Source organism: Palleronia sp. (assembly GCF_042089775.1).
GTDB lineage: Bacteria > Pseudomonadota > Alphaproteobacteria > Rhodobacterales > Rhodobacteraceae > Palleronia.
In genome coordinates, this window is the sequence record NZ_JBELKF010000006.1 from 1 (window position 1) to 16,287 (window position 16,287).

Consider the following 16,287-nt stretch of genomic DNA (forward strand, 5'->3'; position numbering starts at 1 on the left):
TCGGCCATCGCCCTCGCCGCTACCGTCATCTTCTGGTTATGAGTCCAGGGCCTAGAGGCCTGTCCGCATGGACGACCTTGTGCGCGACCTTCTGGATCTTGCCCGCGGGCGGCTTGGCGGCGGGATCCCGGTCCGGATCGACCCCGGGGCCGACATGAAGACGGGGTTCCAGCAGGTCATCTCCGAGATCGAGACAGCCTCTGGTCGCGAGATCCTTGCGGAACTGGATTGCGGCGCTCTGCCCTGCGACCGGCAGCGCATGGGGCAGTTGCTGTCGAATCTACTGGGTAATGCCGTCACGCACGGTACGCGGGGCGCACCGATCCATGTGAGGGCGGCCGAGGAGGACGGGCACTTCGTCGTCTCGGTCACGAACGCCGGCAAGCCGATTCCAAAGCGGATCATGCGCTCGCTCTTCAAGCCCTTCACGCGGTCAGCCTGCCGCGGGCGGGAAAGGCCTGGGCCTTGGGCTCTATATCGCGTCCGAGATTGCGAAGGCGCATGGCGGCACGCTGACCGCGGTGTCTGAAAGCGGGACCATCAGTTTTACCATGAAGATGCCTTTGGTTCACACGGACCGCTCAGCTGGGGAACCGCAGACGGCCGCAAAGCCTTCGATCTGAGCCAGACGAGAGAAGAGGGGGAAGCGATGTCGACATCGTCAGAAAACGCGATCTGGTGGCATGTCTACCCGCTCGGCTTCGTGGGCGCAGAGACGAAGGGATCGTTCGACGGCCCGATCGTGCACCGGCTGGGCCAGTTGAACTTATGGATGGACTATGCGGTCGAGCTGGGTGTCTCGGGGCTCGCCCTGGGCCCGATCTTTGCCTCGTCGACGCACGGCTACGATACAGCCGATCACTTCCGGATCGACCCGCGCCTGGGCGACGACTCGGACTTCGATGCGCTGATCGAGGCCGCTCATTCCCGCGGTCTTCAGGTAGTCCTCGACGGGGTGTTCAATCACGTCGGGCAGATGCACCCTGCATTCCAGGAAGTCCTCCAGGCTGGGCCAGAGGCCGAACACGCCTCGTGGTTCCAGCTGACCTGGCCGCGCGGCACGGCTCCGGGCGCCGAGCCGGACCATGCCTGTTTCGAGGGGCACCGACACCTCGTCACCCTCGCCCACGGCACCCCTGCAGTCGTCGAGTATGTCGCCACGGTCATGACCCACTGGCTCGACCGTGGAGCCGATGGCTGGCGGCTCGACGCGGCCTATGCCGTTCCGGCGCAGTTCTGGGCGAAGGTCCTGCCGCGCGTGCGGTCCGCGCATCCGGACGCCTACATCTTCGGCGAGCTGATCCACGGCGACTATACCGCCTTCGTCCGCGACACAGGCGTGGACGCGGTCACGCAGTACGAGCTCTGGAAGGCGATCTGGAGCTCGTTGAACGACCGGAACCTGTTCGAGTTGTCTCACGCGCTCGAGCGTCACAACGCGTTCCTCGACACCTTCGTGCCGCTCACCTTCGTGGGCAACCACGACGTGACACGCATCGCCAGTCTGCTTGCGGACGACCGGCACCTGCCGCACGCCCTCGCGATCCTCTTCACCTGCGGGGGCACGCCGTCGGTCTATTACGGCGATGAGCAGGGCTTCAGGGGTGCAAAGGAGGACCGGGTGGGCGGGGACGACGCAGTGCGGCCGGTCTTTCCCCCGACGCCGGACGATTTCGAGGCCGGGGACGCGCAGGTGTTCGACCTGCACCGGCAGTTGATCCGATTGCGGCGGCGGCATCCGTGGCTGCATCGTGCCCGAGCCGAAATCCTCCACCTCACGAACGAGCACCTGGTGTTTTCGGTCGCGCAGGATGCGGAGCGGCTGCTTCTTTGCCTCAACCTCGCCGACGAGGCGGTGACGCTGCCTGTCTCCGCGGCGGGACGGATCGAGGCAGGAGGTGGAGACCTGATGCAGGCAGAGCGCCAGGACGCGCAGATCGCCATTCCAGCACATGGCTGGGCGATCCTGTCTACCTAGTAGGCGCAGGATTGGGCGGGCGGACACGGCCCGCCCGCTGGCGCGGTTACTTGTTCTTCTTCTGGCCGGGAAGAACCGAATTGATGATCCCGGCACCGGCGAAAACAGGAGCCTTCGGCTTTTCCTGCTTCGGCTTCTTGATTTCCTTGTTTCCGCGTCTGTTGTTGCCTTTTCCCATCACGACCTCACGCAATTACATTCCGCGTCCGGCGACATGCCGAACGGGCCGTCTCTCAGGAAAACCAGGGTTGCCTGACCTGCGTCAGGGCGATGATCTCGATGAGGTGCGTGCATCGCCGGCTCACGGTCGCTGCGCGCCTTGCCAATCTATGATGCGGCAGGCTCGCTCACAAGATGTTCCGATGCGGTGCGACGTCAGGCGGATTTGGTAGCGTCCGAGGAGCTGGTGTAATTTCAGCGCCGACAACGGTGCGATCCCGGGCGGCCATCGAAGTGTATGGTCGAGGTGGAGTTTGGCGACTTCAACCACGGACCACGCGGAGACCCCGGTGACCAGGACGGTCATGGACCTGTCCGAGCTTCTGGCCAAGCCCGATCACGGCGGCTTTCTTCGCAGCATCGCCGAGGCTGTCCTTCAACTGATCATGGAGGCCGATGTCGAAGGCCTGATCGGCGCGGGCAGGCACGCGCGCAGCAAAGAGCGCACGACCTGAAGAAACGGGTATCGCGATCGCGCGCTCGATACCCGTCCGGGCACGCCGAAGCTGCGGGTGCCGAAGCTGCGGCAGGGGAGCTGTTTTCCGGGCTTGCTCGAAGCACGACATGGCGCAAGGTGGCCGAAGCCCAAGCCCAAGCTGGCGGATCTCATGGACGCCAGCGAGCACGACGTGCTGGCATACATGACCTTCCCGCGTCAGCACCGGACAAAGCTGCACGGCACCCCCGATCGATCGGCTGAACCAGGAGGTGAAGCGCCGCGCCGATATCGTCGGGATCTTTCCGAACGCAGCCTCCCTCATGCGCCTGATCGGCGCGGTGCTGTTCGAGCAGAATGACGCATGGCAGACCTCGAGCCGCTACATGATGGTCGAGGCCTTCGCTCAGATCGACAAGGAGGAGATCGACCCCCTTCTCAGCATAACAACAAAAGCCGCCTGATCATGCCCTCAGGCCATCCGGGACATTACACCAGCTTGACGGACGTGAGCGCAGATTGGAAGGCGATCCAGATGGTGTGGCGGGCACCCCGCTTTGTCCGGCCGGCGCGGACGGTATGCGCGGTTGCGTAAAAGCCACATTTCGACAGCCGTCTGGAGAATCCGGCATCCGGCGCGGCGGACCAGATGGCAAGCACGCCACCGGCGCTGAGCGCCCGTCGTGCCGCGCGCAACCCCGCCTCGCCATAGAGCACATCGTTCTCGGCCCGCGTGAGGCCATTAGGGCCGTTGTCGACGTCGAGCAGGATGGCGTCGAACGCGCCTGCCGCCTCGCCTATCATCTGCGCGACATCCCCCGTCCGCACCTCGACCCGCGGATCGGCGAGGCAGTCCTCGAAGACGGTCGCCATGTGCTGCGTTGCCCAGTCCACCAGTTCAGGCACGATCTCGGACACGACCAGGCGCGCATCCGGGGGGGCGGCCCCTTGCGCGGCGCGGAGCGTGAAGCCCATGCCGAGGCCGCCGATCAGAACGCGTGGCGCGGGGCGCCCGCCCAAGTGGTCGAAGGCCAGCGTGGCAAGCGCCTCTTCCGATCCGCCGAGCCGGCTGTTCATCAACTCGTTCCCGCCTTCGAGGCGGATCGAGAACTCCTCCCCCCGCCGCAGGAGCCTGAGGGTATCGCCTTCCGGCGTGGTTGCCGTCGCCAAATGAATCCAGGGGAGCATGGAGAAGACCTTTGAGTTGGCCTGTCGCGTACCCGATCGACGATGGCAGTTGAAGGACCTCGTACCTCACAAGCACGCCGCGGAGCCCGCAATGTGCATGACGCGCCGGCTAAGTGATGGCCTCCGGGCGATCAGGCGCCGCATGGGTCAGCATTTTGCGGATCTAAGGCAACCATACGGTCGGCGGCAGTGTGCGCACCATCCAGACGATCTTGAGGAACTCAACGTTTGCGCGAGGTATCCGTTGAGTGCTGGAGTGGAGCGGGGGCGCAAGCTCCGCCGCAGCCGGCGCGAGCAATCTGGGACGTCACCCGCGACTTTCAATGCTCATTCAGTTCATTTCTTTCATGCATGTTGCCCATGGACTCTTCCTGCTTGATCGGTGCGCTCCCGCTTCGGCACTGCGTCTGCCCATCTGCTGCGTATAGCGTCAGGATCGGGTCCTTCCCACGCGGGTAATGGGTGGTGCCCCGCGCGCTGAACCTGACGGCGACAGTTCCGAATGGATCATTCTACCCCAAACCGCCGCCTGAGGGCATACCGCTCAGTCATCAAGCTTGACTAGGTATGTTCGGTTCGTCCTGTGACGGGACCACCTGGAGCGCGCGTGGGGCATCCGTCTCATCTTCGCCGGTGATGCGAAAGTGCGGTCGGGGCGCGAGTGCGCGCTGAGGAACGAACGCGCTCTCCGATCATTCTGCCTGCAGTAACTATGTGATCCGTCCGTTCTGCGGATGGCACGGAAGCGGCAAGAAAGGGACCGGCATGGAAGAGCAGCTCAGGGCGGCGATCATCGATGAAATGAAGCGTCAGGCGGAGGGACGCGACGATCTCGAGGTTCGGCAGGAGGGCGACAGCGTGGTCGTCCACGGGCCGATAGACGTGGATGCCATCGTCATGGTCGTCGCGGGCTCGGTCGCCGGCGGACCTTGAGCTTGCCCAGGAATCGCCCGTCCGGCGATCTGGCGCGAACGCCGCGCGGGCGGCGCGTCCTTGGGTTCGGAGCTTGTGCGGCGGACAGATCTTCGAGTCCACGAAGGCTTCGACGATGACGAAGCTTGCTGCTTGCGGACACATACTTCTTCAGCCGCCTAGCCTGTGACAGTCCGTTTGACATGCAATCTGCAGTCGCACAGGGTGCCGTACATCGGCTACCATGCACGAAACCTTGGGGTGCGCCTCTTGCCGCCGCAAGCTGGAAGACCTGGAGTCAGTCTCGCCGCGGGTAGAACGACCCGAGAGTCACTCCATCATCTGTGAACTACCTCCAACGGCTCCGGGACAAGGTGGAGCCCAAGGAGAGTGCTCGATCGAAAAGACAGACACCCGGATCCAGAGACCCTAAGGATGCATGGCCGGGATGTAAGTGCGCTGATGGCGCAGCGGACGGATCATAATGCCCCTTAGCCCGAACGGAGCTATGCGGTATCCGCGACTCGGGCGCGGTGCGACATGGTGATCGGCTCCCGTGCCGACGGCAGAACAACAACGGCGAAAACGATGGACGATCGACGCTTCCACTCCCGACTTCTCCTGTCATCGCTCGCGGCGATCTTCGTCGGCATTGCCTGGCAAAGCGGTCCCGAAATCGTGGAGAGCTTTCTCGTGCCCCCGGCTCAGCCGCGGGCGGTCGTTCCTCGCACCGACCTGCCGGCGGATGAACGCTCGGTGGTCGAGACCTTTCATGCGGCACGCGAAAGCGTCGTTTTCATCACCACCTCATCGCGGATCATCGATCCTTGGAGCAGGCGCTCCGCCGACGTGCCGCAGGGGAGCGGATCGGGCTTCGTGTGGGACGCGCAGGGACACATCATCACGAATAACCACGTCATCGCGGGGGCCGACAGCGCCATGGTCCAGCTTGCCGATGGCGAGACCCATCGTGCGCAGCTGGTTGGCACCGATCTGACCCACGACCTCGCCGTTCTCAGGATTGAGGGCGGAGAGGTGCCGCCGCTCCCCGTCGGGAGGAGCGCAGACATACAGGTCGGGCAGAAAGTCTTGGCCATCGGCAATCCGTTCGGGCTGGACTGGACACTGACCACGGGCGTTGTCTCGGCGCTGGATCGCGAGCTGCCGGCGGCGGGCGGCAGCGGACTGCGGGGACTGATCCAGACTGACGCCGCGATCAATCCCGGCAACTCGGGAGGTCCGCTCCTGGACAGCGCGGGACGGTTGATCGGGGTCAACACGGCGATCTACAGCCCGTCAGGTGGTAGTGCGGGGATTGGCTTTGCCGTCCCTGTCGATGTGGTGAACCGCGTCGTGCCGCAACTGATCGAGAACGGCCGCTACACGCCGCCGGAACTCGGGATCGAGTTCGACCAGCGGATCAACGAATTGGCGCGGCGCCAAGGTTTCAACGGGGTTCTTGTGCTGGCGGTAAGAGCCGGTTCAGCGGCGGAGGAAATCGGACTTCAGCCGGCGCGTATCACCGCTGACGGTCGCCTGGTGCCGGGCGACATCATAGTCGGGCTGGATGGCGTGCCGGTCACCACGACCGAAGAGCTGCTGGGCGCCCTTGACGCCCATGAGGCGGGCAGCGAAGTCGAGGTGGCCTACGTTCGAAACGGCCAGCGACACACGGCCCAAGTCACTCTTGATCCGGGCCGGTAGCCGACGGCGACGGAAAAGCGTCCGCGGGGGCTGTTCGCATCGCGACGAACCGGGGAGCAACGGGTCAAGCGCCTCCCGAAGATGTGCGCCGAGCACTGTCTGCGCCCCGTTTCAGCGCACGATTGACGGCATGACTGTTTCCCGCGGAACCTGTCGTCGCACCCGCTGGTTTAGGGTGACCATGACGCGCATCCCCGACCTGGTTTATTACCCTGACAGCTACCCCGGCATAACCCGCAGGCGGGCCGGCCGCGGCTGGACGTACATCGCGCCCGACGGCACGCGCATTGCCCGCAGGGCCGAGCGCGACCGGCTCAACGCTCTGGCGGTACCCCCGGCCTATACGGATGTATGGATCTGCCCCCGCCCGGATGGCCATCTTCAGGCCACGGGGCGCGACGCGAAGGGCCGCAAGCAATACCGCTATCACGAGAACTGGACCGCCTATCGCGCGCGGCGCAAGTATGCCGACCTGCCGTCGTTCGGCACCCATCTTCCCGCCATTCGCCGCCGCATCCGCCGCGATCTTCATAACGACGCCGGAGACCGCTCCTTCGCGATCGCGGCCGTTCTGGCAATGATCGACCGGCTGTCGCTGCGCGTCGGGCACGCCGAAAACGCCAGGCACGGTGCGTATGGAGCCACCACCTTGCGCCCGCGCCACGTGGAACTGACGCAGGACAGCCTGCGCCTCGACTACCGCGGCAAGGGCGGCGCGCAGATCCGGCGAACGCTGCGGGACAAGCGATTGGCCCAGGTGCTTCACCGGCTCGACGATCTGCCGGGCGCCACTTTCGTGAGCTGGGTCGACGACTTTGGCAAGACGCACGAGGTGACGTCGACGCAGGTGAACGAGCTGCTGCATGATATCACGGGCGAGGATGGTTACACGGCCAAGACCTTCCGCACCTGGAACGGCACGGTCGCCGCGATGGAAACCGCAATGAAGGACGAGACTCTGACGATCAAGGCGATGGCCGAGGCCGCCGCAGAGACGCTTGGAAACACGCCGACAATCGCGCGGAACAGCTACATCCATCCCGATGTGATCGATCTCGCCGACACGCCTCTGCCCGAACGTCAGCGCCTCGCGCAGGACGCGGTCGAGCACAGGGGGCTTCGCGTCGGCGAGCGAACACTCCTCGGGTTCCTGTCGCCGTAGTTGTCGATCAGAGCGCGGTTCGCTTCATGGCGCCTTTGCATGGGGAGGCGGAGAGATCAGCAGCTCACGCATGACCCTCTCCCGCCATCGTGGGATCTGGTCGTGGCATTGTATCGCAGGTCCCTCCCTTGCCCATAGCGACGGGCTCAGTCGCGAAAAACCTCGCTTGTCGGACGGGGGGTGGACTCTGTCTCAGGCGGAAGGACGGGCAGCGTGACGTCCGAGACCTCACCGGTGAGCGTCTCCAGAAACGCGACGATCTGGTCGGCCTCCTGGTCCGTCACATCTTCACCGAACTGGCTCTCTGCCATGATCTCGACAGCCGGCTTCGGATCCCAGACCACGCCCGAGTGGAAACAAGGTGCCGTCACGGCCACGTTGCGCAATGGTGCGGCGCGGAAAACGTACTCGTCATCGACCGTCGCCGTCACTGCGTAGCGATCCTTGACATTGGCCGGCAGGATTTCTGCGCCCGGCCGCTCGACGAGGCCGAAGGGATAGTAGCCGTGACCGCCCACATTGACGCCGGCATGGCAGGCGACACAGCCCTTGTCGATAAAGAGCTGGAGGCCCGCCTTCTGGTCGCCCGTCAGAGCTTCCACCTCACCGTTGAGATCGGCGTCGAAAGGAGCAGGCGTGAGGAGCGTCGCCTCGAAGGCTTCGATCGCGCGAGCCATGTTCTCGAACGTGACCGGCTCCTCTTCCGCGGGAAAGGCATTCTGGAACCACTCGCCGTATTGTGGCATCGACTCCAGCATCGCGACGACGTTGTCGGGCGTGTTTGCCATTTCGACCTCGGCCTGAATGGGTTCTTGGGCCTGCTCCATCAGGTCAGCGGCACGATCGTCCCAGAACTGCGCCGCGTTCAGAACCGAGTTCAGGACCGTCGGAGCGTTCCGCGGCCCCGCTGCCAGCCGTGCCCGATCGACGTCAGCATGTTGTCGTCCCCGCCCGTGGCGAGGTTGTGGCAAGACGCACAGCTGAAGACGCCAGACGAAGACATGCGCGGGTCGAAGAACAGCGCCTTCCCAAGCTCGACCTTATCGGGCGTGATGCGCTTGTTCGACACGGCAGGGATGGTCGAGGGCAGGGGCTGGAAAAACTCCAGCGCCAGATCCTGTAGCTCATCAGCCTGAGCGGCGACGCCAGCGGACGTCGCGATTGCGAGGGCAGCTGCGAAAAGTCTCATCGGGAAAACCTGTTGTTCTATGGGAACTGAGTTCCGCCCTGATCCTCAAGCTGCGCTCCATCAACAGCTTTCCTGACGCTTCGCAGCCCGCCCGGTTCCTCTATCAAGGAAAAGGCCTTCCGCCGAACAGTGCGCGTCAGCATCCTGCAACCGGTGCCGAAGACGGGAGAGACTTGCGACTGACGCCGATCCCCCGCCGGTGCCCGCCGCCTGATTGAGTTGCTCGGACATGAGGGTCCAGGCGACGGCGGCTTGGCGCGGCGGAAACCTCCTGATGAACCGGGATGGCCATGCGGCGTTGACGGTCCGAAAGACGGAAGGTGCGGCATGCAGGATAGTCAGAGGAACAATGGCACGCTCTGCGGGTCTGTCGGAGCGCCCGGGGCACTGGGCAGCGGAGGTGCCTGGTGAATGTGCTTTGCGTTCTGATCGGTGCCGCTCTCGTCATCCTCGTGTTCCTGGACGCGCTTTCGACCACGCTCTGGATCGACAACAGCGCCGGCCCCGTATCCTCCCGCGTCGCTGCGTGGTGCTGGAGGCGCGCACAGTCCTGGTGCGGCGAACGTCACCGGGCGCTGAGCGTGGTTGGCCCGTTTCTCCTGTCGATCATAGTCTTCCTTTGGATAACGATGCTGTGGCTCGGCTGGACCCTGATCTTCAGCGGGGATGAGCGCTCGATCATGCACGCGAGCACCAGCACGCCGGCTGACTGGCCTGCACGCTTCTATTGCGTCGGCTACCTTCTCTTCACGGCCGGTCTTGGAGATTACGTCCCCAACGGTGACGCGTGGCAGATCATGGCGGTCCTGACGAACCTGACGGGCCTGCTGCTCGCTACGCTGTCCATCACCTACGTCCTGTCAATCATTTCGGCCGTGGTTCAGAAAAGGGCGTTCGCCAGCCAGGTCAGCGGCCTAGGGCGAACGGCGGAAGAGATCGTCGAGTCCGGCTGGAATGGGCGCGACCTCCACGACCTTGATCTTCCTCTGAGCGCGATCGGCTCGCAGCTGACGCAGGTTTCCGAGCAATACCGGACCTATCCTCTGCTCCAGTACTACCACCCGGCTCGTCCCGAGAAGTCGCCGATGGTCGCGGCGGCCCTCTTCGATGATGCGCTCACGCTCATCCGGTACGGCGTTCCGCCCGAACAGCGGCCGAGCCGCGCCGTCCTTCGCTCGGCGCGCGCTGCCGTTCGGAGCCTTCTCGACACGCTCCCCCCCGCCTTGATCGAACCCGCCCCCGAACCGCCGCCGGATCTGAACTTGTCGGGCGTGGCGCGCGCCGGCATTCCGACCCTTCCCGAAGAGGAGTTCCTGCTGAGTGTGCGGGACCTCTGCGAGAGGCGCAAAAAGATGCTGGGACTGGTCAGGAACAACGGCTGGAGCTGGGACGCTACAAGGACGTGAGATCGCCGACCAACGGGCCTGATGGTCGTGTTGGCCGGGTCTTGCGGCCTCTTTCCAGATCGTCAGCCGAGCTCTGTGTCAGGCCCCGCGAACTTGGGCATGAGGCGAAGAAGCTCTTGCGTATAGGGGTGCTGGGGCGCGCGGAACAGGGTTTCGGTCTCGGCAAGCTCGACGAGGCGGCCGTCTTTGAGGACGCCGATCCGGTCGCACATCTGCCGCACCACGGGCAGGTCGTGGCTGATGAACAGCATCGTCAGGTTCAGCTCTTCCTGGAGGTCCTTCAGGACGTTGAGAATCTGCGCCTGGATCGAGACGTCCAGAGCCGAGGTCGGTTCGTCGCAGATCAGGAAGCGCGGGCGCGTCGCAAGAGCTCGCGCGATCGAGATGCGCTGCCGCTGTCCGCCCGAGAACTCGTGCGGATAGCGCGGGCCCGCTGCGGTGCCGAGGCCCACCCCGTCGAGAAGGCCGTCGACCCGCTTCCGCACGTCGCGTCCGGACAGGCCCGCCAGGTGCCGCAGGGGTTCCGCCACGATGTCCGCAACGCGCATCCTGGGATTGAGGCTCGAGAACGGGTCCTGGAAGATCATCTGGATCTGCCGGCGATACAGGTCGAGTGTCGCGCGGTCGGCACCCTTGTGCACCGGCGTGCCGTCGAAGCGCACCTCGCCGCCGTCCAGCGGATAGAGCGCCGCGATCATCCGTGCGATAGTCGACTTGCCCGAGCCGCTTTCGCCGACGAGGCCAAAGACTTCGCCTGTCCGGATGTCGAAGCTGACGTCGTCCACGGCCGTGAAATGGCGGCGGCGAGAGGGGATGATGCTGCCCCGTTCGAGGAAACGCTTCGTGATGCCCCGAAGCTCGACCAGCGGGCCGTCGGTGTCGGGGGCCGTCCAGCCGCCTCCCAGCTCGTTCACGTCGATCCGGGGCAGACCGCCGCCATAGGCGATCAGCGGGAAGCGGTGCATCTTCTTGTCGGGGCGGGGAACGGCCGCGATCAGCGCCTGCGTGTAAGGGTGATCCGGCTGTCCAAGGATCTTCGCCGTCGGCCCGGATTCGACGACGCGTCCCTTGTACATGACAGTGACGACATCGGTGACCTCGGCGATGACGCCCATGTCGTGGGTCACCAGCAGGATGCCCACCTGCCTTTCGCGCGCGAGGTCGCGGAGCAGTTCGAGGATCTGCGCCTGGATCGACACGTCGAGCGCGGTCGTCGGCTCGTCCGCGATGATGACCTCGGGCTCGGAGCAGAGGGCGAGGGCGATCACCACGCGCTGGCGCATCCCGCCCGAGAACTGGTGCGGATACTGGTCGATCCGGGTCTTCGGGTCGGGAATGCCGACCCGGGCAAGAAGGTCCCGCGCGCGGTCCTCGGCCTCGGATTGCGACAGGTCGAGGTGCTGGCGCATGGTCTCGACGATCTGGTCTCCGACCGTCAGCAGCGGGTTCAGCGCCGTCAGCGGGTCCTGGAAGATCATCGAGATGCCAGAACCGCGCAGCCGCCGCATCGCGCGCGCGTCGAAGGCCGAGATCGTGTCGCCCCGGAACCGGATGGTCCCGCCCGAGATGCCGCCCGGCGGGTCGATGAGCCCCATGATCGCAGCACCCACCGTGGACTTTCCGGCACCGCTTTCGCCGACGAGCCCGTGAATCTGCCCCGGCTCGATCGCGAGATCGGCCTCGCTCACCGCCTCGAGAAGGCCGCGGCGGCTCGGGTAGACGACCGAGAGGTCGTGAAGCTCGAGCAGGCTCATTTCAGCCTCGGGTTCAGGGCGTCGCGCAGCCAGTCGCCCAGCAGGTTGACCGACAGGGCAAGCGCCAGCAGCGTGGCCGCCGGGAAGGCGAGGATCCACCACTCGCCCGAGAACAGGAACCCTTGGCCGATGCGGATCAGGGTGCCCAGCGATGGTTGCGTCGGAGGAGCCCCGACGCCCAGGAACGACAGCGTTGCCTCGGCGATGATCGCCAGCGCGAGCGAGATCGTGGCGATCACCAGAACCGGCGACAGGACGTTCGGCAGGATGTGACGCAGCATGATCGCGCTGCGCGACCGCCCGATAAGCTGGGCCGCCTGCACGTATTCCTTGGACCGTTCGACCATCGTGGCCGACCGCACGACCCGCGCGAACTGCACCCAGTCCGACAGGCCGATGGCGAGGATCAGCACCCAGATCGCCATCTGGTCCCGGTATTCGACAGGCGTGATCCCTTTCGCAATCCCGAAGATCAACATCGCCACGAGGATCGCCGGAAAGGTCAATTGCACGTCGGCGGCCCGCATGATCGCGGCATCGACCAGCCCCCCGGCATATCCCGCCAGAAGCCCCAGAAGGATGCCGATGAACATCGCGAGGCCCACGGCCGCCGCGCCAACGAAGAGCGAGATCCGCATCCCGAACAGGATGGTCGAGAACACGTCCCGCCCCTGATCGTCGGCGCCCAGCCAGAAGACCTCGCCCGTGAAGGCATTCGGCTCCATCGGCGGGGTGAACCCGTTCATGAGGTTGAGCGAGCCCGGATCGAAGGGATCGTGCGGCGCAATCCACGGTGCGAAGAGGGCGCTGAGGACCAGAAGCAGCACGACCGCTGCGGCCAGCATCGCGACAGGCGAGCGGCGGAAGCTCCAGCCGAGGTCGCTATGCCACATGCGGGTGATGCGGCCCGGCGGACGCTCGGCCACGACCTCGGCTTCTGTCTGGCGCGTGTTGCTGCCGGCGGGAACGATCACGTGCGCAGCCTCGGGTCTATGGCGACGTAGAGCAGGTCGACGATCAGGTTTATGCCCACGAACATGACCGAGATCAGCATCAGGTAGGCGGCCATGACGGGGATGTCGACGAACTGGATCGCGTTGATGAACAGCAAGCCGACGCCGGGCCACTGGAAGACGGTTTCTGTGATGATCGCGAAGGCTATGATCGATCCCAGCTGCAGGCCCGTCACGGTGATGACCGGCACCAGCGTGTTCCTGAGGGCGTGGCGGAAGTTCACCTTGCGCTCTGGCAAGCCGCGGGCGCGGGCGAAACGGATGTAGTCCTGGCGCAGGACCTCCATCATCTCGGATCGCACCAGCCGCATGATCAGCGTCAGCTGGTAAAGGCCAAGGGTGATCGACGGCAGGATCAGCGCCGCAAGGCCCGATTGCGTCAGAAAGCCCGTGGTCCACCAGTCGCCGATGCGCACGACCTCGCCCCGCCCGAAGGAGGGAAGCCACCCCAGTTCGACCGAGAAGACGTAGATCAACAGGATCCCGATCAGGAATGTCGGCAGCGACACCCCGATCAGGCTGAGGGTCATGATCGTGCCCGCAGCCCAGCCGCCGCGCCTGATGGCGGTAAAGACGCCCAGGATGATGCCGAGGCTGACCGCGAGGAAACCCGACACCGCCGCGAGTTCAAGCGTCGCCGGAGCGCGCTCCATCAGGATGTCGGCGACAGGCCGCCCCTGCCGGTAGGACATGCCGAAGTCACCCTGCGCGGCGTTCTGCAAGAAGCGCCAGTATTGGACCGGGAACGGTTGATCGAGGCCCAGCGTCTCGCGCAATCTCTCCACGTCGGCTTGGGTACGCTCCTGGCCCAGCATGTTCTCGATCGGGTCGCCCACGAAGCGGAACATCGAAAATGCAACCAGCCCCACCACGAGAAGGACGAGGAGCGACTGGAAGACCCGCCGGAGGATGTAGCCGATCATGGGCTGCTTCTTTCTTCACCCGGACGGCCGGCCCCCGCGGATGGGGGCCGACCGACAGCCTCAGTTCAGCGCGAAACGCTTGAATTTCGGCTGGTCCTCGGGGTCGACCGGCACGTCGATATTGTCCGTCATGCCCCAGTTTAGGACCTGGTGGTGCAGCGGCAGGTACATCGTCTCGTCCTGGACCACCTCCCAGATCTCGGCGATCGCCTGGTTGCGCGCCTCGAGGTCGGTTTCGGACGCCAGCCCCTCGATCTTGGCATCAAGCTCGGGGTTCGAGTAGCCGGTCGCGTTCCACGACCCGTATTCCTCGTCGCGGGAATGGACGAGATAGTCGAAGATGTAGGCGCTGTCGAAGGTCGGAACGCCCCAGCCGACCAGGTAGAAGTCGGTCTCGTCCCCGGTGAAGCCGGTGATCAGGGGGAAATGCTGGGCCTTGGGCTTGGTGTCTAGGTTCACCGTGATCCCGATCTGCGCCAGCATCCCCACCGCGGCCTGGCAGATCGCCTCGTCGTTCACGTAGCGGTCGTTGGGGCAGTCGAGCTGGATGGAGAACCCGTCACCGTAGCCGGCCTCTTCCATCAGCGCCTTTGCGCGGTCCACGTCCGTCGAGATCTGGTCGAGCTCTTCCGTCCAGCCGTTCACGAACGGCGGCGCGATGACGCCGGCCGGGATCGACTGGTCGCGCATCACGACCTGACGGATCGCATCGCGGTTGATGGCGAGGTTCATGGCCTCGCGGACCTGCCTGTTTGCCAGCGGATTCTCGCCCTCGATGTTGTCGGTCTGCAGGTCGTCGGCGCCGACGTTCAGTCCGAAGAAGATCGTCCGGTTCTGCGGCGCGGTCTCGACTTCAAGACCCTGCGCCTGGCTGACCCGCCCCAGATCCTGCACCGGGACATCCTGGATGAAGTCCACCTCGCCCGACAGAAGTGCCGCGACGCGCGTCGCGGGGTTCTGGATCGGCGTGTATTCGATCCGGGTCACGTCCATCGGGAACTGGTCCGCGCCCCAATACTCCTCGTTCTGCTCCAGCACGGTGCGGACATCGGCTTCGCGGCTCACGAGCCTGTAGGCGCCGGTCCCGTTGGCATTGCTTGCGGCGTAGGTGTCCTCGCCGCCTTCGTAATCCTGCACCTCGACGGCGTCGTTCGCCTCTGCCCATTCCTGATCCATGATGAACATGTTGGTCAGGTTCGCGGGCATGATCGGGTTCGGGCCCTCGGTCTCGATCTCGACCCGGTAGGTGTCGGCGGCCCGAACTTCCTTCACGCTCGACAGCAGCTCCTTCATGTCGCTGTCCTCTGTCATGGCACGGTTCAGGCTGAACACGACATCATCGGCCGTGAACTCTGCGCCGTCGTGGAAGGTCACGCCCTCGCGCAGTTCGAACACCCAGACGTTCGGATTGTCTTCGCTGACATGCCAGTCGGTGGCGAGCGCCGGGACCAGTGTCCCCTCTTCGTCGCGCAGCACCAGCGGCTCGTAGATCTGGTGGTTGAGCGTATGTGTCGGCCCTTCGTTCTGGGCGTGCGGATCAAGTGTCAGCGCGTCGCCCGCGCGCGCCCAACGGAGCGTCTCGGCCGAGGCAGGCACGGCCACGGAGGCCAGCAGAAGGGCTGTGAGCCCGGTACTCGCGAATTTCATGGTCAACTCCCTGGCTGTCGGGATGAGAGCTAACCGGCGCGTGACGCTGTTCAAGCCCGAAGGGCGCCGTCCGCCGCACAACCGGGTCGGTCAGCCGCGGAAACCGAAATACCAGACCGATATCGGGACGGCGAGAAGCAGGATGAGCGACAGCACGACGACCCTGCCGTCGCGCGTCAGCAGCCCTGCCGCGAAGAGTGCGATCACCGCAGACGCGATGGAGCCCGATGTCGGAATGATCTCCATCAGCGGCATGAAAATTGTCAGCCCGAGGATGGCGATGAGCGGCAGCCAGAGCCAAGGCCGGTGAAAGAGGAACGTCATGCGCACCTTCAGGAATCTCTCCACGAAGTGAACCGGCTTGCGTAGCCATCCGATCCCCTTGCAAAGCTTGGCGGTCGACATCCGCCGGCGGGTGATGAAGGCAGGCAGCCACACACAGTCGCGGCCGATGATCATCTGCACGACGAGGATGAAGACGATTGCAGCCACGATCGACGTGATGCCGGGGATCGCGCTCGCCGGGGACGTCGAGATGAGCGAGAAGACCAGCATCAGCGAAGCGAAGGACCGGTGACCGAGCTTCTCGATCACCTCCTGAACTCTGATGCTGTCGCCGTGCGTCGCGGACTCGAGCTGGTCCAGGACGTCGCTCAGGGCGTGGGTTCGTTGCTTTGCCATGTATCACCTCAAGTCCAGCCAAGCGCCCGCACGCGTGTTGACTGCGTCTCACACAGGATTCGCCCGATCCATCCG

General features: G+C 64.8%; 14 protein-coding genes and 2 pseudogenes. 8 read left to right on the plus strand and 8 right to left on the minus strand.

The window, feature by feature from the left end; translation table 11 throughout:
* Positions 1–67: 67 nt before the first annotated feature.
* From ACFDS3_RS02930 to ACFDS3_RS02940, 3 genes are read left to right on the plus strand one after another with little or no spacing between them, the layout of a single operon-like run.
* Positions 68–529 carry a sensor histidine kinase gene (locus ACFDS3_RS02930; protein ID WP_375260843.1) on the plus strand — a complete coding sequence of 154 codons (462 nt, stop codon included), beginning with the start codon at positions 68–70 and terminating at the stop codon, positions 527–529.
* Positions 489–623: a hypothetical protein gene (locus ACFDS3_RS02935; RefSeq protein ID WP_375260907.1), complete on the plus strand. Its 135-nt coding sequence runs from the start codon at positions 489–491 to the stop codon at positions 621–623. Before ACFDS3_RS02930 ends, ACFDS3_RS02935 begins: the two co-directional genes overlap by 41 nt.
* 26 nt (positions 624–649) lie before the next feature.
* Positions 650–1,978, plus strand: coding sequence for an alpha-amylase family glycosyl hydrolase (locus ACFDS3_RS02940; RefSeq protein ID WP_375260844.1), 1,329 nt, complete (start codon positions 650–652; stop codon positions 1,976–1,978).
* Between the two features lie 46 nt (positions 1,979–2,024).
* Here the strand turns inward: ACFDS3_RS02940 and ACFDS3_RS02945 are convergent, their stop codons facing one another.
* A complete protein-coding gene (locus ACFDS3_RS02945; protein WP_375260845.1) occupies positions 2,025–2,156 on the minus strand; it encodes a hypothetical protein in 132 nt (43 codons plus the stop codon).
* 346 nt (positions 2,157–2,502) lie between these two features.
* On the opposite strand from ACFDS3_RS02945, the pseudogene ACFDS3_RS02950 reads away from it, so the two are divergent.
* A pseudogene (locus ACFDS3_RS02950) lies at positions 2,503–3,097 on the plus strand (transposase).
* 25 nt (positions 3,098–3,122) lie between these two features.
* Here ACFDS3_RS02950 and ACFDS3_RS02955 read toward each other — a convergent pair.
* The gene (locus tag ACFDS3_RS02955; protein WP_375260846.1) at positions 3,123–3,821 is read right to left on the minus strand and encodes a spermidine synthase; all 699 of its coding nucleotides are present in this window, start codon (positions 3,819–3,821) and stop codon (positions 3,123–3,125) included.
* A gap of 765 nt (positions 3,822–4,586) precedes the next feature.
* On the opposite strand from ACFDS3_RS02955, the gene ACFDS3_RS02960 reads away from it, so the two are divergent.
* The 3 genes from ACFDS3_RS02960 to ACFDS3_RS02970 all read left to right on the plus strand — a co-directional run bounded on the left by ACFDS3_RS02960 (position 4,587) and on the right by ACFDS3_RS02970 (position 7,599).
* Complete coding sequence (locus tag ACFDS3_RS02960) at positions 4,587–4,754, plus strand: hypothetical protein (protein WP_375260847.1); 168 nt, start codon at positions 4,587–4,589, stop codon at positions 4,752–4,754.
* Positions 4,755–5,321: 567 nt separating this feature from the next.
* Entirely contained in the window at positions 5,322–6,437 is a 1,116-nt protein-coding gene (locus ACFDS3_RS02965) for a S1C family serine protease (protein ID WP_375260848.1), read from the plus strand.
* A gap of 181 nt (positions 6,438–6,618) precedes the next feature.
* A complete protein-coding gene (locus tag ACFDS3_RS02970; protein ID WP_375260849.1) occupies positions 6,619–7,599 on the plus strand; it encodes a DNA topoisomerase IB in 981 nt (326 codons plus the stop codon).
* A 146-nt stretch (positions 7,600–7,745) separates the two neighbouring features.
* Here the strand turns inward: ACFDS3_RS02970 and ACFDS3_RS02975 are convergent.
* A pseudogene (locus ACFDS3_RS02975) lies at positions 7,746–8,788 on the minus strand (cytochrome-c peroxidase).
* Between the two features lie 407 nt (positions 8,789–9,195).
* Between ACFDS3_RS02975 and ACFDS3_RS02980 the strand changes: the two are divergent.
* Complete coding sequence (locus tag ACFDS3_RS02980) at positions 9,196–10,194, plus strand: ion channel (protein WP_375260850.1); 999 nt, start codon at positions 9,196–9,198, stop codon at positions 10,192–10,194.
* A gap of 62 nt (positions 10,195–10,256) precedes the next feature.
* On the opposite strand, the gene ACFDS3_RS02985 is transcribed toward ACFDS3_RS02980, so the two are convergent.
* The 5 genes from ACFDS3_RS02985 to ACFDS3_RS03005 all read right to left on the minus strand — a co-directional run bounded on the left by ACFDS3_RS02985 (position 10,257) and on the right by ACFDS3_RS03005 (position 16,212).
* Positions 10,257–11,948, minus strand: a complete 1,692-nt coding sequence (locus ACFDS3_RS02985) for an ABC transporter ATP-binding protein (RefSeq protein ID WP_375260851.1) — start codon at positions 11,946–11,948, stop codon at positions 10,257–10,259.
* Complete coding sequence (locus ACFDS3_RS02990) at positions 11,945–12,841, minus strand: ABC transporter permease (RefSeq protein ID WP_375260908.1); 897 nt, start codon at positions 12,839–12,841, stop codon at positions 11,945–11,947. The genes ACFDS3_RS02985 and ACFDS3_RS02990 overlap by 4 nt, the downstream gene beginning before the upstream one ends.
* Positions 12,842–12,918: 77 nt before the next feature.
* Positions 12,919–13,884, minus strand: coding sequence for an ABC transporter permease (locus ACFDS3_RS02995; RefSeq protein ID WP_375260852.1), 966 nt, complete (start codon positions 13,882–13,884; stop codon positions 12,919–12,921).
* Positions 13,885–13,944: 60 nt separating this feature from the next.
* On the minus strand, positions 13,945–15,531 hold the full coding sequence (locus ACFDS3_RS03000; RefSeq protein WP_375260853.1) for an ABC transporter substrate-binding protein: 1,587 nt from the start codon (positions 15,529–15,531) through the stop codon (positions 13,945–13,947).
* 90 nt (positions 15,532–15,621) lie between these two features.
* Positions 15,622–16,212, minus strand: a complete 591-nt coding sequence (locus ACFDS3_RS03005; RefSeq protein ID WP_375260854.1) for an exopolysaccharide biosynthesis protein — start codon at positions 16,210–16,212, stop codon at positions 15,622–15,624.
* Between the last annotated feature and the right edge of the window lie 75 nt (positions 16,213–16,287).